General features: G+C 60.9%; 19 protein-coding genes. 11 read left to right on the top strand and 8 right to left on the bottom strand.

All coding sequences use genetic code 11. The annotated features are described in order from the left end of the window. Positions 1–229 precede the first annotated feature (229 nt). From BM132_RS12610 to bioB, 6 genes are all read right to left on the bottom strand, one after another. The gene (locus tag BM132_RS12610) at positions 230–526 is read right to left on the bottom strand and encodes a pyrroloquinoline quinone biosynthesis protein PqqE (RefSeq protein ID WP_092400848.1); all 297 of its coding nucleotides are present in this window, start codon (positions 524–526) and stop codon (positions 230–232) included. A gap of 108 nt (positions 527–634) precedes the next feature. After that, a complete protein-coding gene (gene bioD, locus BM132_RS12615; protein ID WP_092400845.1) occupies positions 635–1,318 on the bottom strand; it encodes a dethiobiotin synthase in 684 nt (227 codons plus the stop codon). Then, positions 1,315–2,127 carry a malonyl-ACP O-methyltransferase BioC gene (gene bioC / locus BM132_RS12620; RefSeq protein ID WP_092455674.1) on the bottom strand — a complete coding sequence of 271 codons (813 nt, stop codon included), beginning with the start codon at positions 2,125–2,127 and terminating at the stop codon, positions 1,315–1,317. The genes bioD and bioC overlap by 4 nt, the downstream gene beginning before the upstream one ends. Beyond that, a complete protein-coding gene (locus tag BM132_RS12625) occupies positions 2,120–2,851 on the bottom strand; it encodes an alpha/beta fold hydrolase (RefSeq protein ID WP_092455675.1) in 732 nt (243 codons plus the stop codon). The genes bioC and BM132_RS12625 overlap by 8 nt, the downstream gene beginning before the upstream one ends. Further along, positions 2,844–4,022: an 8-amino-7-oxononanoate synthase gene (gene bioF, locus BM132_RS12630; protein ID WP_092400835.1), complete on the bottom strand. Its 1,179-nt coding sequence runs from the start codon at positions 4,020–4,022 to the stop codon at positions 2,844–2,846. Before bioF ends, BM132_RS12625 begins: the two co-directional genes overlap by 8 nt. 170 nt (positions 4,023–4,192) lie before the next feature. Further along, positions 4,193–5,248: a biotin synthase BioB gene (bioB, locus tag BM132_RS12635; protein WP_092400832.1), complete on the bottom strand. Its 1,056-nt coding sequence runs from the start codon at positions 5,246–5,248 to the stop codon at positions 4,193–4,195. Positions 5,249–5,339: 91 nt separating this feature from the next. On the opposite strand from bioB, the gene BM132_RS12640 reads away from it, so the two are divergent. The 5 genes from BM132_RS12640 (at position 5,340) to rarD (ending at position 11,152) form a co-directional block, all read left to right on the top strand. Beyond that, on the top strand, positions 5,340–6,080 hold the full coding sequence (locus tag BM132_RS12640; RefSeq protein WP_092455676.1) for a ComF family protein: 741 nt from the start codon (positions 5,340–5,342) through the stop codon (positions 6,078–6,080). A gap of 59 nt (positions 6,081–6,139) precedes the next feature. Continuing rightward, positions 6,140–6,916 (top strand): TOBE domain-containing protein, encoded by a 777-nt coding sequence (locus BM132_RS12645; protein WP_092401004.1) that lies wholly within the window; start codon positions 6,140–6,142, stop codon positions 6,914–6,916. 66 nt (positions 6,917–6,982) lie between these two features. Then, positions 6,983–8,878, top strand: coding sequence for a PhoX family protein (locus BM132_RS12650; protein ID WP_092455677.1), 1,896 nt, complete (start codon positions 6,983–6,985; stop codon positions 8,876–8,878). Positions 8,879–9,067: 189 nt separating this feature from the next. Continuing rightward, a complete protein-coding gene (locus tag BM132_RS12655) occupies positions 9,068–10,042 on the top strand; it encodes a serine/threonine protein kinase (RefSeq protein WP_092400823.1) in 975 nt (324 codons plus the stop codon). A gap of 222 nt (positions 10,043–10,264) precedes the next feature. Continuing rightward, a complete protein-coding gene (rarD, locus tag BM132_RS12660) occupies positions 10,265–11,152 on the top strand; it encodes an EamA family transporter RarD (RefSeq protein WP_092400820.1) in 888 nt (295 codons plus the stop codon). Positions 11,153–11,369: 217 nt separating this feature from the next. Here rarD and BM132_RS12665 read toward each other — a convergent pair whose 3' ends face one another. After that, positions 11,370–11,888, bottom strand: coding sequence for a glycine cleavage system transcriptional repressor (locus BM132_RS12665; RefSeq protein ID WP_092455680.1), 519 nt, complete (start codon positions 11,886–11,888; stop codon positions 11,370–11,372). 541 nt (positions 11,889–12,429) lie between these two features. On the opposite strand from BM132_RS12665, the gene BM132_RS12670 reads away from it, so the two are divergent. Next, on the top strand, positions 12,430–14,607 hold the full coding sequence (locus BM132_RS12670) for a malate synthase G (protein WP_092400814.1): 2,178 nt from the start codon (positions 12,430–12,432) through the stop codon (positions 14,605–14,607). A 148-nt stretch (positions 14,608–14,755) separates the two neighbouring features. On the opposite strand, the gene BM132_RS12675 is transcribed toward BM132_RS12670, so the two are convergent. Continuing rightward, complete coding sequence (locus BM132_RS12675) at positions 14,756–15,202, bottom strand: response regulator (protein ID WP_047228125.1); 447 nt, start codon at positions 15,200–15,202, stop codon at positions 14,756–14,758. Positions 15,203–15,453: 251 nt separating this feature from the next. On the opposite strand from BM132_RS12675, the gene BM132_RS12680 reads away from it, so the two are divergent. The 5 genes from BM132_RS12680 to BM132_RS12700 all read left to right on the top strand — a co-directional run bounded on the left by BM132_RS12680 (position 15,454) and on the right by BM132_RS12700 (position 22,490). Beyond that, a complete protein-coding gene (locus tag BM132_RS12680) occupies positions 15,454–17,394 on the top strand; it encodes a putative nucleotidyltransferase substrate binding domain-containing protein (RefSeq protein ID WP_092400811.1) in 1,941 nt (646 codons plus the stop codon). Next, entirely contained in the window at positions 17,391–18,098 is a 708-nt protein-coding gene (locus BM132_RS12685; RefSeq protein WP_092455682.1) for a 3'-5' exonuclease, read from the top strand. Before BM132_RS12680 ends, BM132_RS12685 begins: the two co-directional genes overlap by 4 nt. A 243-nt stretch (positions 18,099–18,341) precedes the next feature. After that, a complete protein-coding gene (locus BM132_RS12690; RefSeq protein WP_092400806.1) occupies positions 18,342–18,860 on the top strand; it encodes an RNA polymerase sigma factor in 519 nt (172 codons plus the stop codon). Then, a complete protein-coding gene (locus BM132_RS12695; RefSeq protein ID WP_092455684.1) occupies positions 18,857–19,837 on the top strand; it encodes a FecR domain-containing protein in 981 nt (326 codons plus the stop codon). The genes BM132_RS12690 and BM132_RS12695 overlap by 4 nt, the downstream gene beginning before the upstream one ends. 214 nt (positions 19,838–20,051) lie before the next feature. Continuing rightward, positions 20,052–22,490, top strand: coding sequence for a TonB-dependent siderophore receptor (locus BM132_RS12700; protein ID WP_092455686.1), 2,439 nt, complete (start codon positions 20,052–20,054; stop codon positions 22,488–22,490). The last annotated feature ends 17 nt before the right edge of the window (positions 22,491–22,507 follow it).

Genomic DNA, 22,507 nt, shown 5'->3' on the forward strand with positions numbered 1-22,507 from the left:
ATTTGTTGTGACGGTCAAACAGTTGTTTGAAACATACGTTTACGCCTAAATCTTGTCAAGCGCCGATCTTTTGCCGTTCGTCATCGTCCCGGAAAAAATCCCAGGCACAGCCATTCACCGCAGCGAAACACTCACAGCGTCCGTAGGAAAAGATTAGTTGAGCCAGAAGGAGTTAGAGACGAAAACGCCGCGAATAATCGCGGCGTTTTGACAAACCTGAGGTGGGGAATCAGGCGAAAGTGTCGATCAACGTACCGAGCATTTCATCGGATGCCTTGGCCACGTTCACGCCCAGTTCGACCTGAAATTTGCCTTGGGACATTTCAACCATGTTGCTGGCCAGGTCCGATTGCTGGCTGCGATCCACCGACCGCAACCGATCAGCTTGCAGTTCGGACGACTGGCTGGTGACCGAACGCTCGATGGTATTGTTGGCGATCTGGCTCGAAGCCTGATCGACACGGTTCTGCCCTGTCTGAATCGTGCTCAGACCGGCATAGAACGCGGTATTTCCTGAGATTTCCATGGCAGAACTCGTCTTCTTGAAGGGTAGACAGCGGTCATTGAAACAGAAGCCTGGGTAAAAGGCCCGACAAAAACACTAATGGCACAGTGCCTCGCCATAGTGAAAACCTTAGTAGTCCAGCAAATCCAGGTGCAGATGCGCAGCCACGGCTTCGGCAGTGACACCCTTGATTTTCGGCACGCGCCCCAAACATGGCGCCGGCAGGCGTTCGGCCAGGGTCGCCAGATTTTCTTCCAGGCGCGATGTCTTTGGGTCGATGATATTGGCCACCCAACCGGCCAGTTGCAGGCCGTCCCGGGCGATGGCCTCGGCGGTCAGCAGGGCGTGACTGATGCAGCCCAGACGCACGCCCACCACCAGGATCACCGGCAGCCCCAGCGCCATGGCCAGGTCCGAGAGGTTGTCCTGATCGGCCAACGGAACACGCCAGCCGCCTGCGCCTTCGATCAGCGTGAAATCGGCCTCCAGGGCCAACACTTCACGCATCGGTCCCAGCAACGATTGCACGGTCAGGGCCACGCCGGCTTCCCGCGCGGCCAGGTGAGGCGCGATGGCCGGTTCGAACGCCAGCGGATTGACCTGGGCATACTCAAGCGGCACCGAGCATTCGGCCAACAGCGCCAAGGCATCGGCGTTGCGCAGGCCCTTGGGCGTTACTTCGCAACCGGAGGCCACGGGCTTACCCGCAGCGGTGCTCATGCCAGCCTGTCGCGCAGCATGCAGCAGGCCAGCCGCGACGGTGGTCTTGCCCACGTCGGTGTCGGTACCGGTGATGAAATAAGCCTGGCTCATAGCGGTTTCTCCAGCACGGCGTAAACCACCCGGTAGGTCGCGGGCAAACCCTGTAGCTGACGAAACTGTTCGTAAGCGTCAACCAGCGCGAGGATCCGCGCCCTGCCCGTCAACCCACCGGGCCGGCCGGGGTTCAGATTGTGGGCGCCGAGGGCTTTCAATTCATGGGTCAGACCGCGCACGTCCGGGTAATACATCACATGGGGACGGTTTTCCAGGCTGATAACGTTCAGCCCGCTGGCCGCACATAGCTGTCGATAGGTTTCAAAACCGCGAAAACGGTTGACGTGCACCAGGCCATCCACCTGACGCCAGCTGTCGCGCAATTCGTACAACGTGCCGACGCAAAGGCTTGTGAAGGCAAACACGCCACCGGGTTTCAAAATCCGATGGACTTCGTTCAACACCGAGGCAAAATCCGCGCACCACTGCACCGCCAGGCTGGAGAACACCAGATCGCAGCTGGAGGCCTGCAAGGGCAAGTGCTCGGCATCACCGGCTATAAAGTGCGCAGCCCCGCCCTGAGGGCGAGCATGGTTGAGCATACCTTCGGCGATATCCAGCGCCAACCCGGTCGCCTCGCCGAAGCGCGTACCCAGCGCCCGCGTGAAATAGCCGGTGCCACAACCCAGGTCCATCCAGCGCTCAGGCACGATCGAAGCGGTCAACCGGTCCAGCAACTGCTGGCCTACGTCGCGCTGCAGCTCGGCCACGCTGTCGTAACTGGTCGCAGCCCGGGAAAACGAGGCTGCCACCTGGCGCTTATCCGGCAAGGCACCAGGCAATTTGGCAACAGACAAATCAGTCATCATCGGACTCATGCAAAAAAGCCTGAATCGCCCCCGCCACACCGTGGGGGTCTTCCAGAGGGAATCCGTGGCCGGTCTGCTCGATCAGACCGATTTCAACATCTGGCAGCAACACCAGCAATTCAGCCGCTGCCTCAGCCGGTACCAGGGCGTCGAGCCCGGCAAACAAGTGAAGCTGCGGGCCACCGAAGCCCTGCAAGGCGGCGCGGGTATCCAGTTGCGCCAGCAGCTCGAGCCCAGCCATCAACACATCGGGCGAAGTGACAGGCGCACCCGCCAGCAACAATCGCGACAGGCCGCGCGGATCGCTGCAGCCTTGGGCGCACAACAGACTGAAGCGCTTGAGGGTCTGACGCGGGTCGGCGGCGCACCCGGCGAGAAACCCATCAAAGGTTTCACCGGCCATCGCGCTCGGCCATTGATCATGGGCAACGAAAGAGGGGTTGCTCGCCAGGGTCAACAAGCCGCAACAGCGCTCGCCCCGACGCGCCGCCAGCTCGCTGGTCAGCATGCCGCCCAGCGACCAGCCACCCAACCAGGCATCCTGGGGCAATGTGGCGTCCAGCTCCTCGAGCCATTCATTGAGGTCGCTTGAGGCCAGGGCCGGCAACGGCTCGATCTCGACCCGCAAATGTTCATCGAGCCCTTGCAGCGCAGCCGCCAGAGGCTCCAGCGGGGAAACGCCCAAGCCCCAACCAGGCAGCAATATCAGTCGATCACGCATGGCTTGGCTCCGGTCCCAATTGTGCAAAACACTCGGCCAATGCCTCCAACAGCAGCTGCACCTGAGCCTCACTGTGAGCGGCGGTCAAGGTCACGCGCAGACGGGCGCTGCCGGCTGGCACGGTGGGTGGGCGGATCGCAGTGACCATCAGTCCCCGCTCACGCAGCATCTGCGACAAGCGCATCGCTCGCCCCGCATCGCCGATCAGGATCGGCTGGATCGGCGTGAAACTGTCCATCAATTGCAGGCCGATCTGCTCGGCACCGTGGCGAAACTGGCGGATCAGCACCTGCAAATGTTCACGCCGCCAATGCTCGCTGCGCAGCAGCTCAAGGCTCTTGAGCGTAGCGCAGGCCAGGGCCGGCGGTTGACTGGTGGTGTAGATGTAGGGACGAGCGAACTGGATCAGGCTTTCGATCAGGTCTTCACTGCCGGCGACAAACGCGCCGGCAGTGCCGAAAGCTTTGCCCAGGGTGCCGACCAATACCGGCACGTCATCCTGGCTCAGGCCAAAATGTTCGACGATCCCGCCACCATTGGCCCCTAACGGGCCGAAACCGTGGGCATCATCGACCATCAGCCAGGCGCCCTTGGCCCTGGCTTCACGGGCCAGGGCCGGCAGATCGGCGATGTCGCCGTCCATGCTGAACACACCATCGGTGACCACCAACGTATTGCCGGTGGCTTTCTCCAGACGGTTGGCCAGGCTCTGGGCATCGTTGTGCAGGTAACGGTTGAAGCGCGCGCCGGACAGCAACCCGGCGTCGAGCAACGAAGCGTGGTTGAGCCGGTCCTCCAGCACCGTATCGCCCTGCCCCACCAGTGCGGTGACAGCGCCAAGGTTAGCCATATAGCCGGTGGTGAACAGCAGCGCCCGCGGGCGGCCGGTCAAGTCAGCCAGGGCTTCTTCCAGGGCGTGATGTGGACCGCTGTGGCCGATCACCAGATGGGAAGCCCCGCCTCCGACGCCCCATCGCGCCGCACCGGCGCGCCAGGCTTCGATCACTTGCGGATGATTGGCCAGGCCCAGGTAATCATTGTTGCAGAACGCCAGCAGCGGCTGGCCGTCCACCACCACCTCTGGCCCCTGCGGGCTTTCGAGCAGCGGGCGTTGGCGATAGAGGTTTTCGGCACGACGGGCAGCCAGGCGTGCGGCGAGATCGAAGGGCATGCAGGCCTCGGGGTGAATCGTTAATCAAGACTGGATGAGATCCATTGTGGGAGCGGGCTTGCTCGCGAAGGGGCCATCACATTCAACATGTGTGCTGACTGTTACACCGCCTTCGCGAGCAAGCCCGCTCCCACAGGGTTCTGCATTTCAAACAAAAGTCGATGGAGTATTCAAACAGCCGCGTTATAGAACTGCTCGCTGCTCTTCTGCTCCACCAGCGCCTGTTCAATAGCCGCCTGATGCACTTCGTCGGCATGTTCTTCCCGGGCTTCGGGCTGGATACCCAGGCGAGCGAACAGTTGCATGTCCTTGTCGGCTTGCGGGTTGGCAGTGGTCAGGAGTTTGTCGCCATAAAAAATCGAGTTGGCACCGGCGAAAAATGCCAGGGCCTGCATCTGTTCGTTCATCGCTTCGCGGCCGGCGGACAGGCGCACATGGGACTTGGGCATCAGGATCCGCGCCACGGCGAGCATGCGGATGAAATCGAACGGATCGACGTCTTCGGCGTTTTCCAGCGGCGTGCCGGCGACTTTTACCAGCATGTTGATCGGCACCGATTCCGGGTGCTCTGGCAGGTTCGCCAGTTGGATCAGCAGGTTGGCGCGATCGTCCAGGGACTCGCCCATGCCCAGGATGCCACCGGAGCAGATCTTCATCCCCGAATCTCGCACGTAAGCCAGGGTTTGCAGGCGCTCGCTGTAGGTACGAGTGGTGATGATGCTGCCGTAGAACTCCGGCGAGGTGTCGAGGTTGTGGTTGTAGTAGTCCAGGCCGGCCTGGGCCAGGGCTTGGGTCTGGTCCTGATCGAGGCGGCCCAGGGTCATGCAGGTCTCCAGGCCCATGGCCTTCACGCCTTTGACCATTTCCAGTACGTAAGGCATGTCCTTGGCCGACGGATGCTTCCAGGCCGCGCCCATGCAGAAACGGGTCGAGCCGATGGCCTTGGCACGGGCGGCCTCTTCGAGGACTTTCTGCACTTCCAGCAACTTTTCTTTTTCCAGCCCGGTGTTGTAGTGGCCGGACTGCGGACAATATTTGCAATCTTCCGGGCAGGCGCCGGTCTTGATCGACAGCAGCGTGGACACCTGAACGCGGTTGGCGTCGAAATGCGCGCGGTGCACGGTCTGCGCCTGGAACAACAGGTCATTGAAGGGCTGGACGAAGAGAGCTTTGACTTCGGCCAAAGACCAGTCATGACGCAGGTTGGCAGTGGTGCTGGCGCTCATGGGCATTTCCTTGATTATGCTTGGCTGGCACCTGGGGACATGGAATACCCACAGGCGCGACACGGATGTTCGGCATATTTAAGGAAGAGTCATGCGCTGTCAACCACGATACGATAGACTGGTTTACATCTGGTTAAAAAACAAACAATCTTGCCTGTTGTGTGGCGAAACCACCGACACGCCCCAGCCCATTTGCACCCCCTGCGAGAGCGAACTGCCCTGGCTGGGTGACCAGTGCAGTATCTGCGCCTTGCCATTGCCCATGGCCGGGCTACGTTGCGGTCAGTGCGCCAGGCAGCCGCCGGCCTTCGAGCGGGTCCTGGCGCCATGGGCCTACGACTTTCCTATCGATAGCCTGATCGCACGTTTCAAACATCAGGCCAAATGGCCGCTGGGGCGATTGATGGGCGAACTGCTGGCGCAGTCCCTGCAACATCACTTCAATGAAGGGTTGGAGCCACCGGACGCACTGGTGCCGGTGCCGCTTGCCAATCGGCGCTTGCGTCAGCGCGGCTTCAATCAGGCCTCAATGCTTGCCCGTTGGCTCAGCGCGACATTGAAGATCCCTTGCGAAGAGCAACTGCTGCGGCGCGTCCAGGACACCCCCGCTCAGCAGGCACTCGATGCCAGGGCTCGGCGCCAAAACCTGCGCCAAGCCTTTGCCGTCACACCCCACGCGGTGCTTGGCAACCGGCATCTGGCGTTGGTCGACGATGTGCTCACTACCGGCGCCACGGCCCAGGCACTGGCTCGCCTGCTACTGGATGCCGGTGCTGCCCGGGTTGATGTGTATTGCCTGGCCCGCACGCCGAAACCCGGTGAGCCGGCTTGACGCGCCGCTTGCGAGGCGCCAACGTCCAACTCCATGATTCCTTTGCACAGTTGTCCATCATGTCATTGCCCCCGCTCCTGACCCAGCACATCGTCCGGCGCCCACAACGCATCGCCTTGTTGCAGCACATCGCCGAACAAGGCTCGATCACCCGCGCCGCCAAAAGCGCCGGCCTGAGCTACAAGGCGGCGTGGGATGCCATCGACGAATTGAACAACCTGGCGGACCAACCGCTGGTGGAGCGTAGCGTTGGAGGAAAAGGCGGTGGCGGTGCGAAACTGTCCGAGGAAGGGCTGCGTGTGCTGCGCCTGTATCAGCGCCTGCAAGCCTTGCAGGCGCAGTTGCTGGAGGCGAGCGAAGATGCCGGGGATCTGGGCCTGCTCAGTCGCTTGATGCTGCGCACCAGCGCGCGCAATCAGTTGCACGGCAAAGTCCTGAACATCGAGACTCAGGGTCATAACGACCGAATTTACCTGGAACTCGCTCGGGGCCTGGTCATCCAGGCGCAGATCACCCATGACAGCACGGTACGCCTGGAACTGGGTATCGGCACCGCCGTAGTTGCCCTGATCAAGGCCGGATGGCTGGAATTGCACCCTGTCGATCCGCCGGAAAAAGCAGGCAACAACCCTGGGAAAAACGCTCTGCGCGGCGTCATTGAACACGTTGCCGCCGCCCAAGACGGCCCCAGCGAAGTGCGCATCGGCCTGCCCAACGGCCAAACGCTGTGTGCCTTGGCCGATCCGCTTCATCTGCACGCGCGAAAGCTGGCTGCCGGCTCACCGGTGCAAGTGGAGTTTTCGGCGACAAATGTGCTGCTCGGCACACCGTTGTAGCGCGCTGCAACAAAAGCGTCATCGACCGGCTTTAAGGTGGCTGCCAAAACCAGCAGGGAGCCTCAGATGAGCCTTTTAGAAGAAAACCAATCCACCGACCTGGAAAAGATCGTCGGCCTGAGCCGTCGAGGTTTCATTAGCGCAGGTGCCCTGTGCGGCGCGGCGATGTTTCTGGGCGGCAACCTGCTGAGTCGCAGCGTACTGGCCGCCGCCGTCAGCGAAGGCAACAGCAAGCTGCTGGGCTTCGAAAGCATTGCCGCCGCCACGGCCGACACCCTCACTCTGCCGCCGGGCTACAAGTCCTCGGTGCTGATCAGTTGGGGTCACCCCCTGCAGAAAAATGCACCGGCGTTCGATCCAAGTGGCAATGGCACCGCCCGCGCCCAGGAAGTGCAGTTTGGCGACAACAACGACGGCATGAGCCTGTTCCCGTTTCCCGGCGACGACAACCGCGCGCTGATGGCGATCAACAACGAATACACCAACTACCAATACCTCTTCCCCCATGGCGGCCAGCCGAAGTCGGCCGAAGACGTGCGCAAGGCCCAAGCCTGTGAAGGTGTGTCGGTGATTGAAATACGGCGTCAGGGCGGACAATGGCAGTTCGTCCAGGACTCGCGCTACAACCGCAGGATTCATGGCAATACCCCCATTGACCTCAGCGGTCCCGCCGCCGGCCATGACTTGATGAAAACCAGCGCCGACAAGAGCGGCAAAAAAGTGCTGGGTACTTTCCAGAACTGCGCCAACGGCATGACGCCGTGGGGCACCTACCTGACCTGCGAAGAAAACTTCACCGACTGTTTTGGCAGCAGCAAGGCGGACTTGCAGTTCGATACGGCGCAGAAGCGTTACGGCGCCACCGTCGCCAGCAGCGAAATCGACTGGCACCTGCACGACCCGCGTTTCGACCTGGCGAAAAACCCCAACGAACTCAATCGCCATGGCTGGGTGGTGGAGATCGACCCGTTCGACCCTAAATCCACCCCGATCAAGCGCACGGCCCTGGGTCGCTTCAAGCACGAGAACGCCGCCCTGACACAAACCAGCGACGGTCACGCCGTCGTGTACATGGGCGATGACGAGCGCGGCGAGTTCATTTACAAGTTCGTCAGCCGGGACAAGATCAACCACAAAAACCCCAAGGCCAACCGCAACCTGCTGGATCACGGCACCTTGTACGTGGCGCGCTTCGATGCCGGCGACGCCAACCCGGACCATCCCAAAGGCATGGGCCAGTGGATTGAGTTGACCCATGGCAAGAACGGTCTTGACGCCAGTAACGGTTTCGCCGACCAGGCCGAAGTGCTGATCCACGCGCGTCTGGCCGCCACCACTGTCGGCGCCACTCGCATGGACCGTCCGGAGTGGATAGTCGTCAGCCCCAAAGACGGCCAGGTCTATTGCACCCTGACCAACAACTCCAAGCGCGGCGAAGCCGGTCAGCCGGTGGACGGGCCCAATCCCCGGGCCAAGAACGTCTACGGGCAGATCCTGCGCTGGCGCACCGACCGCGACGATCACGCTTCCAGTACTTTCGCCTGGGATTTGTTTGTGGTCGCCGGCAACCCGGTAGTACACGCCAACACGCCAAAGGCCGGCTCGTCCAATATCAACCCGCAGAACATGTTCAATAGCCCCGATGGCCTGGGTTTCGACAAGGCTGGGCGGCTGTGGATTCAGACCGACGGTGATTTCAGCAATACCGGGGACTTCGCCGGCATGGGCAACAACCAGATGCTCTGCGCTGACCCCGACAGTGGTGAAATCCGTCGATTCCTGGTCGGACCGGTGGGTTGTGAAGTAACCGGGATCAGCTTCTCGCCGGACTACAAAACCCTGTTCGTCGGCATCCAGCATCCCAGCGGCGGCTCGACGTTCCCTGAGCATCTGCCCAACGGTAAGCCGCGCTCGTCGGTGATGGTGATTACCCGTGAGGACGGTGGGGTCATCGGCGCCTGATCGGGCCTTATCGCGAGCAGGCTCGCTCCCACATTGATTCCAGTGCACCTACAATCTACGGTGCGCCACAAAATCCAGTGGGAGCGAGCCTGCTCGCGATGGCATCAGTACAGCCGTCACCTATCTCCCTCCGTCTGCGCTACCATGCTGGGCCGGACGCGGCAGCCCTGCCGCTGCGCAGGAGTCAGCATGTCCCATCCGTTTGAAACCCTCACACCCGATCTGGTGCTCGATGCTGTTGAAAGCATGGGCTTGCTTAGCGACGCCCGTGTGCTGGCCCTCAACAGCTATGAAAACCGTGTCTATCAGGTGGGTATCGAAGACGCCGAGCCGCTGATCGCCAAGTTCTATCGCCCTCAGCGCTGGACCAACGAAGCGATTCTGGAAGAGCACCGCTTCACCTTCGAACTGGCCGAATGCGACGTGCCGGTGGTAGCGCCGCTGATTCACAACGGCGTCAGTCTGCACGAACACGCCGGGTTTCGTTTCACCCTGTTTCCCCGTCGCGGTGGCCGCGCGCCTGAGCCGGGCAACCTCGACCAACTCTATCGCCTGGGGCAACTGCTCGGGCGCCTGCACGCGGTTGGGTCGACCCGTCCGTTCGAACATCGTGAAGCGTTGGGGGTAAAAAATTTCGGCCATGATTCGCTGGCCACCGTGCTGCAAAGCGGTTTCGTGCCCCGCAGTCTGCTGCCGGCCTACGAGTCGGTGGCCAGGGATCTGCTCAAGCGGGTCGAAGAGGTCTATGCCGCCACGCCCCATAAGAACATCCGTATGCACGGCGATTGCCACCCCGGCAACATGATGTGCCGCGACGAGGTTTTTCATATCGTCGACCTGGACGACTGCCGCATGGGCCCGGCGGTACAGGACTTGTGGATGATGCTCGCCGGTGACCGCCAGGAATGTCTGGGGCAGTTGTCGGAATTGATGGACGGTTACCGCGAGTTTCATGACTTTGACCCGCGTGAACTGGCCTTGATCGAGCCACTGCGCGCCCTGCGCCTGATGCACTACAGCGCCTGGCTGGCGCGCCGTTGGGACGATCCGGCGTTCCCGCGCAGCTTCCCTTGGTTCGGCAGCGAACGCTACTGGGGCGACCAGGTGTTGGCGCTGCGCGAGCAACTGGCGGCGCTCAATGAGGAGCCGTTAAAGTTGTTTTGATTGGGCTGGGTTCCAACAACCACTGAAACCCTGTGGGAGCGAGCCTGCTCGCGATAGCTGTGGAGCAGTCGCCATTTATGTTGACTGACACATTGCTATCGCGAGCAGGCTCGCTCCCACATGAGGACATGGGTGGAACTACTTCCTAACAAGGTTCACAGCACAATCTGACAAATCTCCTTACAATCACTCTTTTGTTAGCTGCCTAAGCAAGGATTCTGCATGCAAGCCGCCAACCCGCGTCGCGGGTATATCCTGGGCCTGAGTGCCTACATCATCTGGGGTCTGTTCCCGATCTATTTCAAAGCCATCGCCAACGTGCCGTCCGTGGAAATCATCATCCACCGGGTGCTGTGGTCGGCGCTGTTCGGCGCGGCGTTGCTGATGGTCTGGAAACACCCGGGCTGGTGGCGCGAACTGCGGGACAATCCACAACGGCTGGCAATCCTGGCCCTGAGCGGTACGTTGATCGCGGCCAACTGGCTGACCTATGTCTGGGCGGTGAACAACGGGCGCATGCTCGAAGCGAGCCTGGGGTACTACATCAACCCGCTGGTGAACGTATTGCTCGGCATGTTGATCCTGGGTGAACGGTTGCGGCGCATGCAGTGGCTGGCAGTGGGATTGGCCGCGGTCGGTGTGGCGCAGCAGGTCTGGCAAGTGGGCAGCCTGCCGTGGGTGTCGCTGATGCTGGCGCTGACCTTCGGCTTTTATGGGCTGATCCGCAAACAGGCCCCGGTCAAGGCTTTACCCGGGCTGGTGGTGGAAACCTGGATGCTGGTACCGATCGCCGTTGCCTGGTTGTTGTTCAACCCGGCGGCGACCAGTGCCCAAGCCGTTTTCTGGACCACTTCCGAAGCCTGGTGGCTGGTGGCGGCAGGGCCCGTGACACTGGTGCCACTGGTGTGTTTCAACGCCGCTGCACGGCACTTGCCGTACACCACGCTGGGTTTTTTGCAGTACATCGCCCCGACGCTGGTGCTACTGCTGGCGGTGTTGCTGTTCGACGAACACCTGTCGTCCAGCACGTTAGTGGCGTTCCTGTTCATCTGGGCCGGGCTTGCGGTGTACAGCATCGATGCCGTGGTGAGCATGCGCCGACGTAATTGATCAAAAATCGAACAACCCTGCGCAGGCCACAGACGACGTGGTCTGCGTCGATCCGCCCCAAGGTTATCCACAGCCTGATCCCCGCCGTTTGTGCACAAGCCATTGAAAACTGGTGATTTTTTAATCACTCATCATCAAGCCCCGGCCCGTATGGGCTGGCGGCGTGTCTCTACAGGTTATCCACAGGCAGGCGCAGTTTTTCCTTGGATAACCCGTATCAGCTTTCGTCGCTGAGTTTCAGCTCCACCATCAGCTCATCGGCCAGGGTTTCCAGACGCTCCTGCAACGTCTCCAAGGACAGGGTCACCGGCACCCCGAGAAGCGCTTCGGCATGAAACAGCAACTCGCTGCTCATCGGCGCCGGCCGCACGTCCGTGACCAGTCGTTCGACGTTGACGCCCTGCTCACTCAGCAAGCGCGTGATGTCGCGCACGATGCCAGGGCGATCATTGCCCACCAGTTCCATCGCAATAGGCTTCCACGTGCAGGACTCTTCGACGATGCCCTCGGCGATCAGCACGCGGATGTTGTGGGCCGATAGCCCTTGTAGAGCTTCGATCAGTTCATCATGGGACTCGGCCGGAACACTCAGGCGCAGGATGCCGGCAAATTGTCCCGCCAGACGGGACATGCGGCTTTCCAGCCAGTTACCGCCGTGCTCGGCGATGCAAAGGGCGATTTGCTCGACCAACCCAGGCTTGTCCGGGGCGAAAACAGTGATGACGAGATGGTCCATGGCGCGAGCCCTCTGGTTGTGGAAAGAAGAGTATAGGCAGGTGGTCGCGGACAGGCTGGTGGCCTAAAGATATATACCTCGCCCCTGGGGGGGCAAAGCTTGCTCGCGATGAAAACAACTCGGTCCTTCTGAAACCACGGCGCCTGTATCGCGAGCAAGCTTTGCTCCCACGGGACTGACGCGCCAACATTATCGTGTACAACTTTAAATATTTAACTGGAACAATCTGTCATTTTTTTGAGAACATTCCGTGCCTCGTTGTGACCGTAGCACTTTAGTGGGTCGCGGAACGACGCAATTAGTCTAATTTTCACAACCGCAATTGATCATGTAGTATGCCGCGGCGCGCACTACATAACGTTGTAACGATGTCTGCCCTGGCGCAGTCGCATCCCTGAAAAGCCCCGTCAGCAAGGCTAAAAACCCAGCCGCCAGCGATGGCATGTACTGGTTCCGGGGTTTGTGGTTTAAATGTCCCGAGGCTTCATTGTCAAAATCGAAGAGCTGAAAAGCGAAATAGCTGAGCAGAGTGAGGCAAGCAATGACTGAACACGTTCAAGTCGGTGGCCTTAAGGTCGCCAAAGTCCTGTTCGACTTCGTGAATAACGAAGCCATTCCCGGAACCGGCCTCACCGCCGATGCGTTCTGGGCCGGTGCCGACAAAGTCATCCACGACCTGGCCCCGAAGAACAAAGCCCTACTCGCCAAACGCGACGATTTCCAGGCGCAGATCGATGCCTGGCACCAGGCCCGTGCCGGCCAGGCCCACGACGCCGTGGCTTACAAAGCCTTCCTGCAAGACATCGGTTATCTGCTGCCAGAAGCGGCGGATTTCCAGGCCACGACCCAAAATGTCGATGACGAAATCGCCCGCATGGCCGGCCCGCAGCTGGTCGTCCCGGTGATGAACGCCCGCTTCGCCCTCAATGCCTCGAACGCCCGCTGGGGTTCGCTGTACGACGCACTGTACGGCACCGATGCCATCAGCGAAGCCGACGGCGCGGAAAAAGGCAAAGGCTACAACAAGGTTCGCGGCGACAAGGTCATCGCCTTTGCCCGTGCCTTCCTCGACGAAGCGGCGCCGTTGGCGGCCGGCTCTCATGTTGATTCCACCGCTTACAAGATCGTCGATGGCAAACTGGTGGTTGCCCTCAAGGGCGGCAGCAACAGCGGCCTGCGTGACGACGCGCAACTGATCGGTTTCCAGGGCGACGCTTCGGCACCGACCACCGTGCTGCTGAAGCACAACGGCCTGCACTTCGAAATCCAGATCGACGCCAGCACCCCCGTCGGACAGACCGATGCCGCCGGCGTCAAAGACATCCTGATGGAAGCCGCGCTGACCACCATCATGGACTGCGAAGACTCGGTCGCCGCCGTCGATGCCGATGACAAAGTGGTGATCTACCGTAACTGGCTCGGCCTGATGAAGGGCGATCTGTCGGAACAGGTCTCCAAAGGCGGTCAGACGTTTACCCGCACCATGAACCCCGATCGTGCGTACACGACGGTCGACGGTTCGGGCCTGACCCTGCATGGCCGCTCGCTCCTGTTCGTGCGCAACGTCGGTCATCTGATGACCATCGACGCGATCCTGGACAAGGACGGTCATGAAGTACCGGAAGGCATCCTGGACGGACTGATCACCAGTCTGGCAGCCATCCACAGCCTCAACGGCAACACTTCGCGGCGCAACAGCCGTACCGGCTCGGTGTACATCGTCAAACCGAAGATGCACGGGCCGGAAGAAGCGGCGTTCACCAACGAACTGTTCGGTCGCGTCGAGGACGTGCTGAACCTGCCGCGCAACACCCTCAAGGTCGGGATCATGGACGAGGAGCGCCGGACCACGGTCAACCTCAAAGCCTGCATCAAGGCCGCCAGTGAGCGCGTGGTGTTCATCAACACCGGCTTCCTGGACCGCACCGGCGACGAAATCCACACCTCCATGGAAGCCGGCCCGATGGTGCGCAAGGCTGATATGAAAGCCGAGAAATGGATCGCCGCGTATGAAAACTGGAACGTCGATATCGGCCTGAGCACCGGCCTGCAGGGTCGCGCTCAGATCGGCAAGGGCATGTGGGCCATGCCGGACCTGATGGCGGCGATGCTGGAGCAGAAAATCGCTCATCCCATGGCGGGTGCCAACACTGCATGGGTTCCGTCGCCGACCGCTGCCGCCCTGCACGCGCTGCATTATCACAAAGTCGACGTGTTCGCCCGTCAGGCGCAACTGGCCCAACGTGCTCGCGCCTCGGTGGACGACATCCTGACCATCCCGTTGGCCGTGAACCCGAACTGGACGCCAGAGCAGATCAGGAACGAACTGGACAACAATGCCCAGGGCATCCTCGGTTACGTGGTGCGCTGGATCGACCAGGGCGTAGGTTGCTCCAAGGTGCCGGACATCAACGATATTGGCCTGATGGAAGACCGTGCGACGCTGCGTATTTCCAGCCAGCACATCGCCAACTGGCTGCGCCATGGCATCGTCAGCCAGGATCAGGTGATGGAAAGCCTCAAGCGCATGGCGCCGGTGGTGGACCGCCAGAACGCCAGCGACCCGCTGTACCGGCCATTGGCGCCGGACTTCGACAGCAACATCGCCTTCCAGGCGGCGGTGGAGTTGGTGATCGAAGGCACCCGGCAGCCTAACGGCTATACCGAGCCGGTGCTGCACCGTCGTCGTCGCGAGTTCAAGGCAGCCAATGGGTTGTGATTGAGGGGTAAAAACGCAGCACAAGAAAAAGCCCTGGTCGAAAGATCAGGGCTTTTATTTTCGGAGCCAGATCAAAAGATCGCAGCCTCCGGCAGCTCCTACAAGGGACCGTGCTCGTCTGTAGGAGCTGCCGAAGGCTGCGATCCTTTCAAAGATCCATCCCCAACTCATGCTTGACCAGACCCAGCAATTTTTCCGTATCAATAGGCTTGAGCAAAAAATCCACTACGCTCAGGTGCATCGCTTCGATGGCGTCCTTCACGTCGGCATCGCCGGAGACGAGGATGATCGGCAGCGCTGCCCGCTCCGACTCACGGACCAGGCGGACCAGTTCAAGGCCATCGACATTGCCCATACGCAAGTCAGTGATCAACAGGCCAATCGACGGCTTGGTTTCCAGCAACTTGAGCGCCGTTTCACCGCTGGCGGCGGTCATGCAGTGAATACCGTCCAGGGCCAGAATTTCCGAGAGCAGCTCACGGGCGTCCTTGTCGTCATCGACAATCAAGACTCGTTGCGGCGGCAGGTCGGGTTCCAGCATGACGGCACTCAGCGCCTCGCGCTCGGCGTCACTCAAAATATCGTGGTCGGACATGGTGCTCTCTACGTTCTTTAATCGATCCCCTGGCACAGTGGTCAGACATCGTTCTGCGTCGCTTCAATGTGCACTTCGTCGGATTTTTTTCCAAGTACATTTATTGCAGGCTTCGGATAGACCACACCCAGGATTTTTCTATCGTTCCCAGCCTTTTGCGTTGACCTAGACTTACGTCCAATGGGCACCCTACCCTCAGGGGTTGACCATGGGGACAGATCCGACCACAACAATTCAAAAAAGACTGCGCCATGGTGATGAAAAAAACGGACGCCTTTACCCAGGCTGGGAAAACCGCGGTGTTGCAGAACATCCAGGGAACGCTGCAATTCCTTCAGCGTTTTCCCCCGTTCAACCAAATGGAAAACGCTCACCTGGCTTATCTGGTGGAGCAATGCCTGCTGCGTTTTTACGCGCCGGGGGAAACCATCATCAAACCGGCCGACGGCACGGTGGAACACTTTTATATCGTCAAGCAGGGCCGGGTCGTGGGCGAGCGTCCGCATTCGGCAAAAGGTGGCACCGAAACCACCTTCGAAATCACCACCGGCGAATGCTTCCCCCTTGCTGCGCTGCTGGGTGAGCGGGCTACGCGCACCGAACACCGTGCCGGCGAGGACACCTTCTGCCTGCAGTTGAACAAGCAGGCATTCATCAAGCTGTTCGCCCTGTCGAGCCCGTTTCGTGATTTCGCGCTGCGTGGAGTCAGCAGTCTGCTCGACCAGTTCAATCAGCAAGTCCAGCAGAAATCCGCGCAAACCCTCGGCACCCAATATTCCCTCAACACCCGGCTGGGCGAGCTGGCGATGCGTCATCCAGTGAGTTGCAATCCCGACATGCCCCTGCGCGAAGCCGTGAAACTGATGCACGAACAGCAGGTCGGAAGCATTGTGGTGGTGAACGAGCAAAAAGCGCCGGTAGGGATTTTTACCCTGCGCGACCTGAGGCATGTGGTCGCCGACGGCTCCGGGGACTTTTCCGAAGCCATCGCCGCGCACATGACCCCGACACCCTTTTACCTCTCGCCGGACCACAGCGCCTTCGACGCGGCCATCGCCATGACTGAGCGCCATATCGCCCATGTTTGTCTGGTCAAGGACCATCGCTTGTGCGGCGTGGTGTCCGAGCGCGATCTGTTTTCCCTGCAGCGGGTCGACCTGGTGCACCTGGCACGGACCATCAGCAGCGCCCCGAAAGTCGAGAGCCTGGTGGCCCTGCGCGGCGAGATCGGTCAATTGGTCGAGCGCATGCTGGCCCATGGCGCGTCATCGACGCAGATCACCCAGATCATCACCCTGCTCAACGACCACACCGTGTGCCGGGTCATCGAACTGACCCTGGCCGACAAGGGTGACCCGGGCGTGCCGTTCAGTTGGTTGTGTTTCGGCAGTGAAGGCCGGCGCGAGCAGACCCTGCACACCGACCAGGACAACGGCATCCTGTTCGAAGCCCGGGACGCCGCCCATGCGGCGCAGATCCGCGGGCTGCTGCTGCCCATCGCCCAACAGATCAACCAGAGCCTGGCCCTCTGTGGTTTCACCTTGTGCAAGGGCAACATCATGGCCGGCAACCCGGAGCTGTGCCTGTCCCGCGCCGAATGGGCCCGACGCTTTGCCGCCTTCATTCGTGAAGCGACGCCGGAAAACCTATTGAGTTCGAGTATTTATTTCGACCTGCGGGTGGTCTGGGGCGATGAGCAAGGCTGTGAGCAGTTGCGCCAGCAAGTGCTCGAACAGGTGGCCGATAACCGTTTGTTCCAGCGCATGATGGCCGAGAACGCGCTGCGTCATCGTCCACCGGTGGGACGCTTCAGGGATTTCGTGCTCAGCCGCAAGAACGGCGAAAAAGCCACCCTGGACCTGAAAGTGCAAGGCCTGACGCCTTTTGTCGACGGCGCCCGCCTGCTGGCCCTGGCCAATGGCATCGAAGCCAACAATACCCTGGAGCGCTTGCGGCAACTGGTCATCAAGGACGTGATCCAACCGCTCGATGGCGCGGCCTATGAAGAGGCCTATCACTTCATCCAGCAAACCCGCATGCAACAACATCAGCTGCAAACCCGCGAAAACCTGCCCTACTCCAACCGGGTCGATCCCGACAGCCTTAATCATCTGGACCGGCGCATTCTGCGCGAATCCCTGCGCCAGGCCCAACGGCTGCAAAGCAGCCTGACGCTGAGGTACCAGTTGTGAGCATTTTTTCCTGGTTACGCCCGGTCCAACCGATGTTGCCTGAAGACGTGCAACAGCGCCTGGAACGCCTACCAGCCCCCGCGCCCCTGGGTGAATGCAGCCTGAGGGAGCAACGCTGGGTAGTGCTGGATCTGGAAACCACGGGGTTGAACCTGAGCAAGGATCAGGTGCTGTCCATCGGGGCCGTGGTCATAGAAGACGGCGCCATCGATTTCAGCCAACAGTTCGAACGCACCTTACAGTGCGACAAGCAGAAGCTGGGACCGAGCGTATTGATCCATGGCCTGGCGCCGAGTGAAATTGCCGCCGGCAGCGACCCCGCCGAGGCGCTGCTGGCGTTCATGGAATTCGTCGACGACAGCCCTCTGCTGGCATTTCATGCGCCGTTCGACTCCCACATGCTCGGGCGGGCACTGAAGGATTACCTCGGTTACCGCTTGCAGCATTCGTTTCTGGATGTCGCTGACCTGGCACCGATGCTCTGCCCTCAAGCGCACCTGCGCAAGGCCGGCCTGGACGACTGGATCGACTGGTGCAAACTGCAAGTCTTCGACCGTCATAACGCCAGCGCCGACGCCCTGGCCACCGCCGAACTGGCGCTCATTCTGTTCAGCCGTGCCCGTCAGCAGCAGATCCATAGCCCACTGGATCTGCAACAGCGCGTAAGCCAATGGAAGCGACGGCAACGGGCACCTTCGCTCTAAATCCTCTGCTCCGAGGGTGGTTTACCTGTGGGAGCAAGGCTTGCCCGCGATGGCATCGCCTGGTTTGACAGCCAAACCGAGTCGCCTGCATCGCGGGCAAGCCTTGCTCCCACAGACCTGTTTAGGCCCACAGACTTATTTGGGCCCACAGACCGGGTCCCGACCAGCGCCAATTGCTTTCCCTCCCCCGCCTCTGCGACAATCGCGAACAATTCTCGTTACTTAAAACGTCGGTGATGCTTCGTGTCGTCAGTCCCAAGCCCCCACAGTGATCTGGTTGGTGCGTTGTACCGTGACCATCGCGGGTGGCTATTGGCATGGCTGCGCCGCAACGTGGCCTGCCCACAGCGGGCAGAAGATCTGAGCCAGGACACCTTCGTGCGCCTGCTGGGCCGGGAGGAACTGACAGCGCCCCGGGAGCCCAGGGCGTTTCTGGTGGCGATCGCCAAGGGACTGCTATTCGATTATTTCCGTCGGGCAGCGCTGGAGCAGGCCTACCTCACCGAGCTGATGCTGATCCCGGAAAACGAACAGCCGTCGTTGGAAGAGCAGCAACTGATCCTCGAAGACCTCAAGGCGATTGATCGGCTGCTTGGCAAATTGTCGAGCAAGGCTCGCGCTGCTTTTCTTTATAACCGCCTCGACGGCCTCAGCCATGCAGAAATCGCCGAGCGCCTGGGGGTTTCCGTGCCCAGGGTGCGGCAGTACCTGGCCCAGGGCATGCGCCAGTGCTACATCGCCCTTTATGGTGAGCCGACATGAGCACGCCTTCTTCCAAACCCGTCTCGACCGGGGTTCTGGATGCGGCCATTGCCTGGCAACTGTCCCTGGACTCAGGCGGCGGTAGCGCCCAGGAGCGTGAAGCGTTCGCCCAATGGCATGCCGCCGACGAAGAACATGCCCGGGCCTGGCGGCAACTGGGCATGCTCGACCAACGCTTCAGTGTCGCCAATGGCCCTGGGCGAGCCGCGTTGTTGCAATCCAGAGCAAACATTCGTCGCCGGGTGCGCAAGCTCGGCAGCAGCCTGGCCAGCATTGTTGCAGTGATCGGTCTGGCGTTGTTTGCCGGGGATCGTTACTTGCCGCTGGATTACTGGCTGGCCGACCAACGCACCGCCACCGGCGAGCAACGCGTCCTGCGCCTGGCCGACGGCACGCTGATCAACCTCAACACCCACAGTGCGCTGGACGTGCGTTTCGATGACAAGCAGCGACGCATTGTCCTGCAAGAAGGCGAGATCCTGGTGGAAACCGGCCACAACGATCCGCGTCCGTTTATCGTTGAAACCCGCGAAGGCAACATGCGCGCCCTGGGCACCCGGTTTTTGGTCAAGCGAGAAGCAGAAGGCACGCGCTTGAGCGTGTTGAAGTCGGCGGTGGCGGCGCATCCACAGGCCACCGACGAAGAGCAGATCCTGCGTGAAGGCCAGCAGGTGTTGATGCGCCGCGACGGTCTCGGACCGACGATGGCCCTCAGTCCAGGCGCCGATGCCTGGACCCGCGGCATGCTGGTGGTGGACAACGCCCGCCTCGAAGACCTGGTCCATGAGCTGGGGCGTTACCGTCGCGGCTACCTGGGCGTCGAGCCACAAGTGGCAGACCTGCGCATCACTGGCAGCTTCCCGCTGCACAACACCGATCTGGCACTCAGCGCCCTGCTCCCGACCTTGCCGGTGCAGGTCGAGCATCACACGCGCTGGTGGGTGGTGGTGGGGCCGAGGGTCGAGACTAAGCCTTGAGGGCGCCATCGCGAGCAGGCTCGCTCCCACAGGGGTTCACTGAAGATCAAATGTGGGAGCGAGCCTGCTCGCGATGAAGCCGTCCCGATCCGAAGACCCGTTGGACACCTCACCCACAATCTGAATCTAAATTATTTTCATCCAGCCCTATCACTTTTGAATTTTCATCCGGCACCAAGGCAATTGAGAAATATTTCCATTCAGGAGCCGCCGTATGTCCCGCCCGCTAGACACCCTGTTGCGCCCCAGTCTGTTGGCCGTTGCCATCGCTTTTGCCGCCCCGTTGGTCAGCGGCCCGTCGCTGGCCGCCGAACAAGCCACAAGCGTGCGCACCTACAACCTGCCCGCCGCACCATTGGCCAGCACCCTGAACCAGATCGCCAGTCAGGCCGGGCTCGCCCTGAGTCTGACCCCGTCCCTGGCCTCGGGCAAAACCTCGGCACCGGTCCAGGGCCAGTTCGATGCCATTGGCGCATTACGTGAGGCCTTGCGCGGCACCGGCCTTCAACTGCAACAAAGCAGCGCCGGCACCTACAGCCTGGTGGCCGTGCCCGAGGGCGTAATGGCTTTGCCGGAAACCAGCGTGATCGGCGCCGGCCTCAGCGAAACCGCGTGGGGTCCGACCGACGGCTATGTCGCCACCCGCACGGCGGCCGGCACCAAGACGGATACGCCGATTGTCGAACTGCCGCGCTCGGTTTCCGTGGTCACACGCCAGCAGATGGAAGATCGCTCGGTCCTCAACCTCAATGACGCCCTGCGCTACACCGCTGGCGTGCAGAGCAGCGGCTACGGCTCGGACTCACGCAACGACTGGTTGCTGGTACGCGGCTTTGTACCGACGCAGTTCCTCGATGGCCTGCCGCTGCCCAAAGGCAACTACGTCACGCCGAAAATCGAGCCCTGGAACCTCGAACGCATCGCCGTGCTGCGTGGCCCAGCGTCTTCGGTCTACGGCCAGACACCACCCGGCGGCATGCTGGACATGGTCAGCCGTCGCCCGCAAGCTGAAAGCAGTCACGAGGTCGAACTGCAAGCCGGCAGCTACGAACACAAGCAGATCAACTTCGACAGCACCGGCAAGGTCGATGACGAAGGCCAGTTCCTGTATCGGGTCAGCGGCACGGTGCGCGACAGCAACGCCCAGGTCGATCACATCCCGGACAAACGCTACAACATCGCCCCAAGCCTGACCTGGAACATCAACGACGACACCCGACTGACATTCCTGTCTCAATACACCCGCGACGACACCGGCATCACCGGGCAATTCCTGCCGCTGCAAGGCACCAAGCTGTCGTCGCCGGCCGGCAAGATTTCCCACCACAAGAACCTGGGTGACCCGGACTGGGAATTCTACGACCGCACCTACTACGCCCTCGGCTATGCGTTTGAACATCGTTTGAACGACACCTGGCAGTTCCGCCAGAACCTGCGCTATACCAAGAGTGACCTGGAGTTCCAGGGTATCACTGCGGGCGGGCAGATCTGGCCGGCCGGCCCCGACGAAGCGGTCAGCGCCGACGGAACCGTGCAGCGAACAGCGGGTATCGTCGATGAAGACGTCAGTCAGTTCGCCGTGGACAACAACTTCCAGGCCGACTTCCAAACCGCAGCCCTGAGCCACACCTTGTTGCTGGGCCTGGATCACCAGCGCTCCAACAGCAACTCGCGCTGGCTGTGGGGCTCGACCGGCGTACCGGCCAGCAATATCCACAACCCGATCTACGGACAGGATTTTTCCAACGTTCAGTATTTCACCATGTACGACTACAACCAGAAGACTCAGCAAACCGGTCTCTACGTCCAAGACCAGATCGCCCTGGACAACTGGCGCCTGACCCTTGGTGGTCGTGAAGACTGGATCCACACCGGCACCGAGTTCCACAACCAGGCCGGTGCGACCAACACCCAGCGCGACAAGAAATTCAGCGGCAACGCGGCGCTGAGCTACGTCTTCGATAATGGCGTGACGCCGTACATTTCTTTCGCCCAGTCCTTCCAGGCAGCGGCCGGCACCAACGTCAACAGCACCGATGCATTCAAGCCGACCGAAGGCGAACAGTACGAAGCGGGCATCAAGTACCAGCCGCCCGGTACCAAAACCCTGCTGACGGCGGCGGTGTTCGACCTGACCCAGAAAAACAACTCCGTCACCGAAAACAGTGTGACCCGCCAGGTGGGCGAAGTGCGCGTTCGCGGCCTGGAACTGGAAGCCTCGGGCGATGTGACCGACAACCTGAAACTGGTCGGCTCCTACACCTACAACGACAGCGAAATCACCAAAGGCACCGCGGCGGAAGAAGGCAAGCGCATGGCCCAGGTGCCGCGTCACCAGGCTACCGCGTGGGCCGATTACACCTGGCACAACGGCCCGCTGGACGGCTTTGGTGTCGGTGCGGGTGTGCGTTACGTCGGCGACACCTATGGCAACACCACCAACACCGACTGGGGACATGTCGGTTCCTATACCGTGTACGACGCCTCGGCCCATTACGACTTGGGTCGCCTGAACAACTCGCTCAAAGGGGTATCGGTGGCGGTGGATGCAAAAAACGTCTTCAACAAGGACTACCTGTCCACGTGTGACGGTTTCTACTGCTACTACGGCGACCAACGCAGCGTCGTCGCCAGCGTGAATTACAAATGGTAAACGGTTAGCATTTGCGC

Source organism: Pseudomonas sp. NFACC45 (assembly GCF_900113505.1).
In the GTDB taxonomy this organism is placed as follows: domain Bacteria; phylum Pseudomonadota; class Gammaproteobacteria; order Pseudomonadales; family Pseudomonadaceae; genus Aquipseudomonas; species Aquipseudomonas tehranensis.

What these genes read in the sequence shown, in the direction of transcription:
- BM132_RS12610 (WP_092400848.1), bottom strand. Translation starts at nt 526, where the DNA reads ATGGAAATCTCAGGAAATACCGCGTTCTATGCCGGTCTGAGCACGATT.
- bioD (WP_092400845.1), bottom strand. Translation starts at nt 1,318, where the DNA reads ATGAGCCAGGCTTATTTCATCACCGGTACCGACACCGACGTGGGCAAG.
- bioC (WP_092455674.1), bottom strand. Translation starts at nt 2,127, where the DNA reads ATGACTGATTTGTCTGTTGCCAAATTGCCTGGTGCCTTGCCGGATAAG.
- BM132_RS12625 (WP_092455675.1), bottom strand. Translation starts at nt 2,851, where the DNA reads ATGCGTGATCGACTGATATTGCTGCCTGGTTGGGGCTTGGGCGTTTCC.
- bioF (WP_092400835.1), bottom strand. Translation starts at nt 4,022, where the DNA reads ATGCCCTTCGATCTCGCCGCACGCCTGGCTGCCCGTCGTGCCGAAAAC.
- bioB (WP_092400832.1), bottom strand. Translation starts at nt 5,248, where the DNA reads ATGAGCGCCAGCACCACTGCCAACCTGCGTCATGACTGGTCTTTGGCC.
- BM132_RS12640 (WP_092455676.1), top strand. Translation starts at nt 5,340, where the DNA reads ATGCGCTGTCAACCACGATACGATAGACTGGTTTACATCTGGTTAAAA.
- BM132_RS12645 (WP_092401004.1), top strand. Translation starts at nt 6,140, where the DNA reads ATGTCATTGCCCCCGCTCCTGACCCAGCACATCGTCCGGCGCCCACAA.
- BM132_RS12650 (WP_092455677.1), top strand. Translation starts at nt 6,983, where the DNA reads ATGAGCCTTTTAGAAGAAAACCAATCCACCGACCTGGAAAAGATCGTC.
- BM132_RS12655 (WP_092400823.1), top strand. Translation starts at nt 9,068, where the DNA reads ATGTCCCATCCGTTTGAAACCCTCACACCCGATCTGGTGCTCGATGCT.
- rarD (WP_092400820.1), top strand. Translation starts at nt 10,265, where the DNA reads ATGCAAGCCGCCAACCCGCGTCGCGGGTATATCCTGGGCCTGAGTGCC.
- BM132_RS12665 (WP_092455680.1), bottom strand. Translation starts at nt 11,888, where the DNA reads ATGGACCATCTCGTCATCACTGTTTTCGCCCCGGACAAGCCTGGGTTG.
- BM132_RS12670 (WP_092400814.1), top strand. Translation starts at nt 12,430, where the DNA reads ATGACTGAACACGTTCAAGTCGGTGGCCTTAAGGTCGCCAAAGTCCTG.
- BM132_RS12675 (WP_047228125.1), bottom strand. Translation starts at nt 15,202, where the DNA reads ATGTCCGACCACGATATTTTGAGTGACGCCGAGCGCGAGGCGCTGAGT.
- BM132_RS12680 (WP_092400811.1), top strand. Translation starts at nt 15,454, where the DNA reads ATGGTGATGAAAAAAACGGACGCCTTTACCCAGGCTGGGAAAACCGCG.
- BM132_RS12695 (WP_092455684.1), top strand. Translation starts at nt 18,857, where the DNA reads ATGAGCACGCCTTCTTCCAAACCCGTCTCGACCGGGGTTCTGGATGCG.
- BM132_RS12700 (WP_092455686.1), top strand. Translation starts at nt 20,052, where the DNA reads ATGTCCCGCCCGCTAGACACCCTGTTGCGCCCCAGTCTGTTGGCCGTT.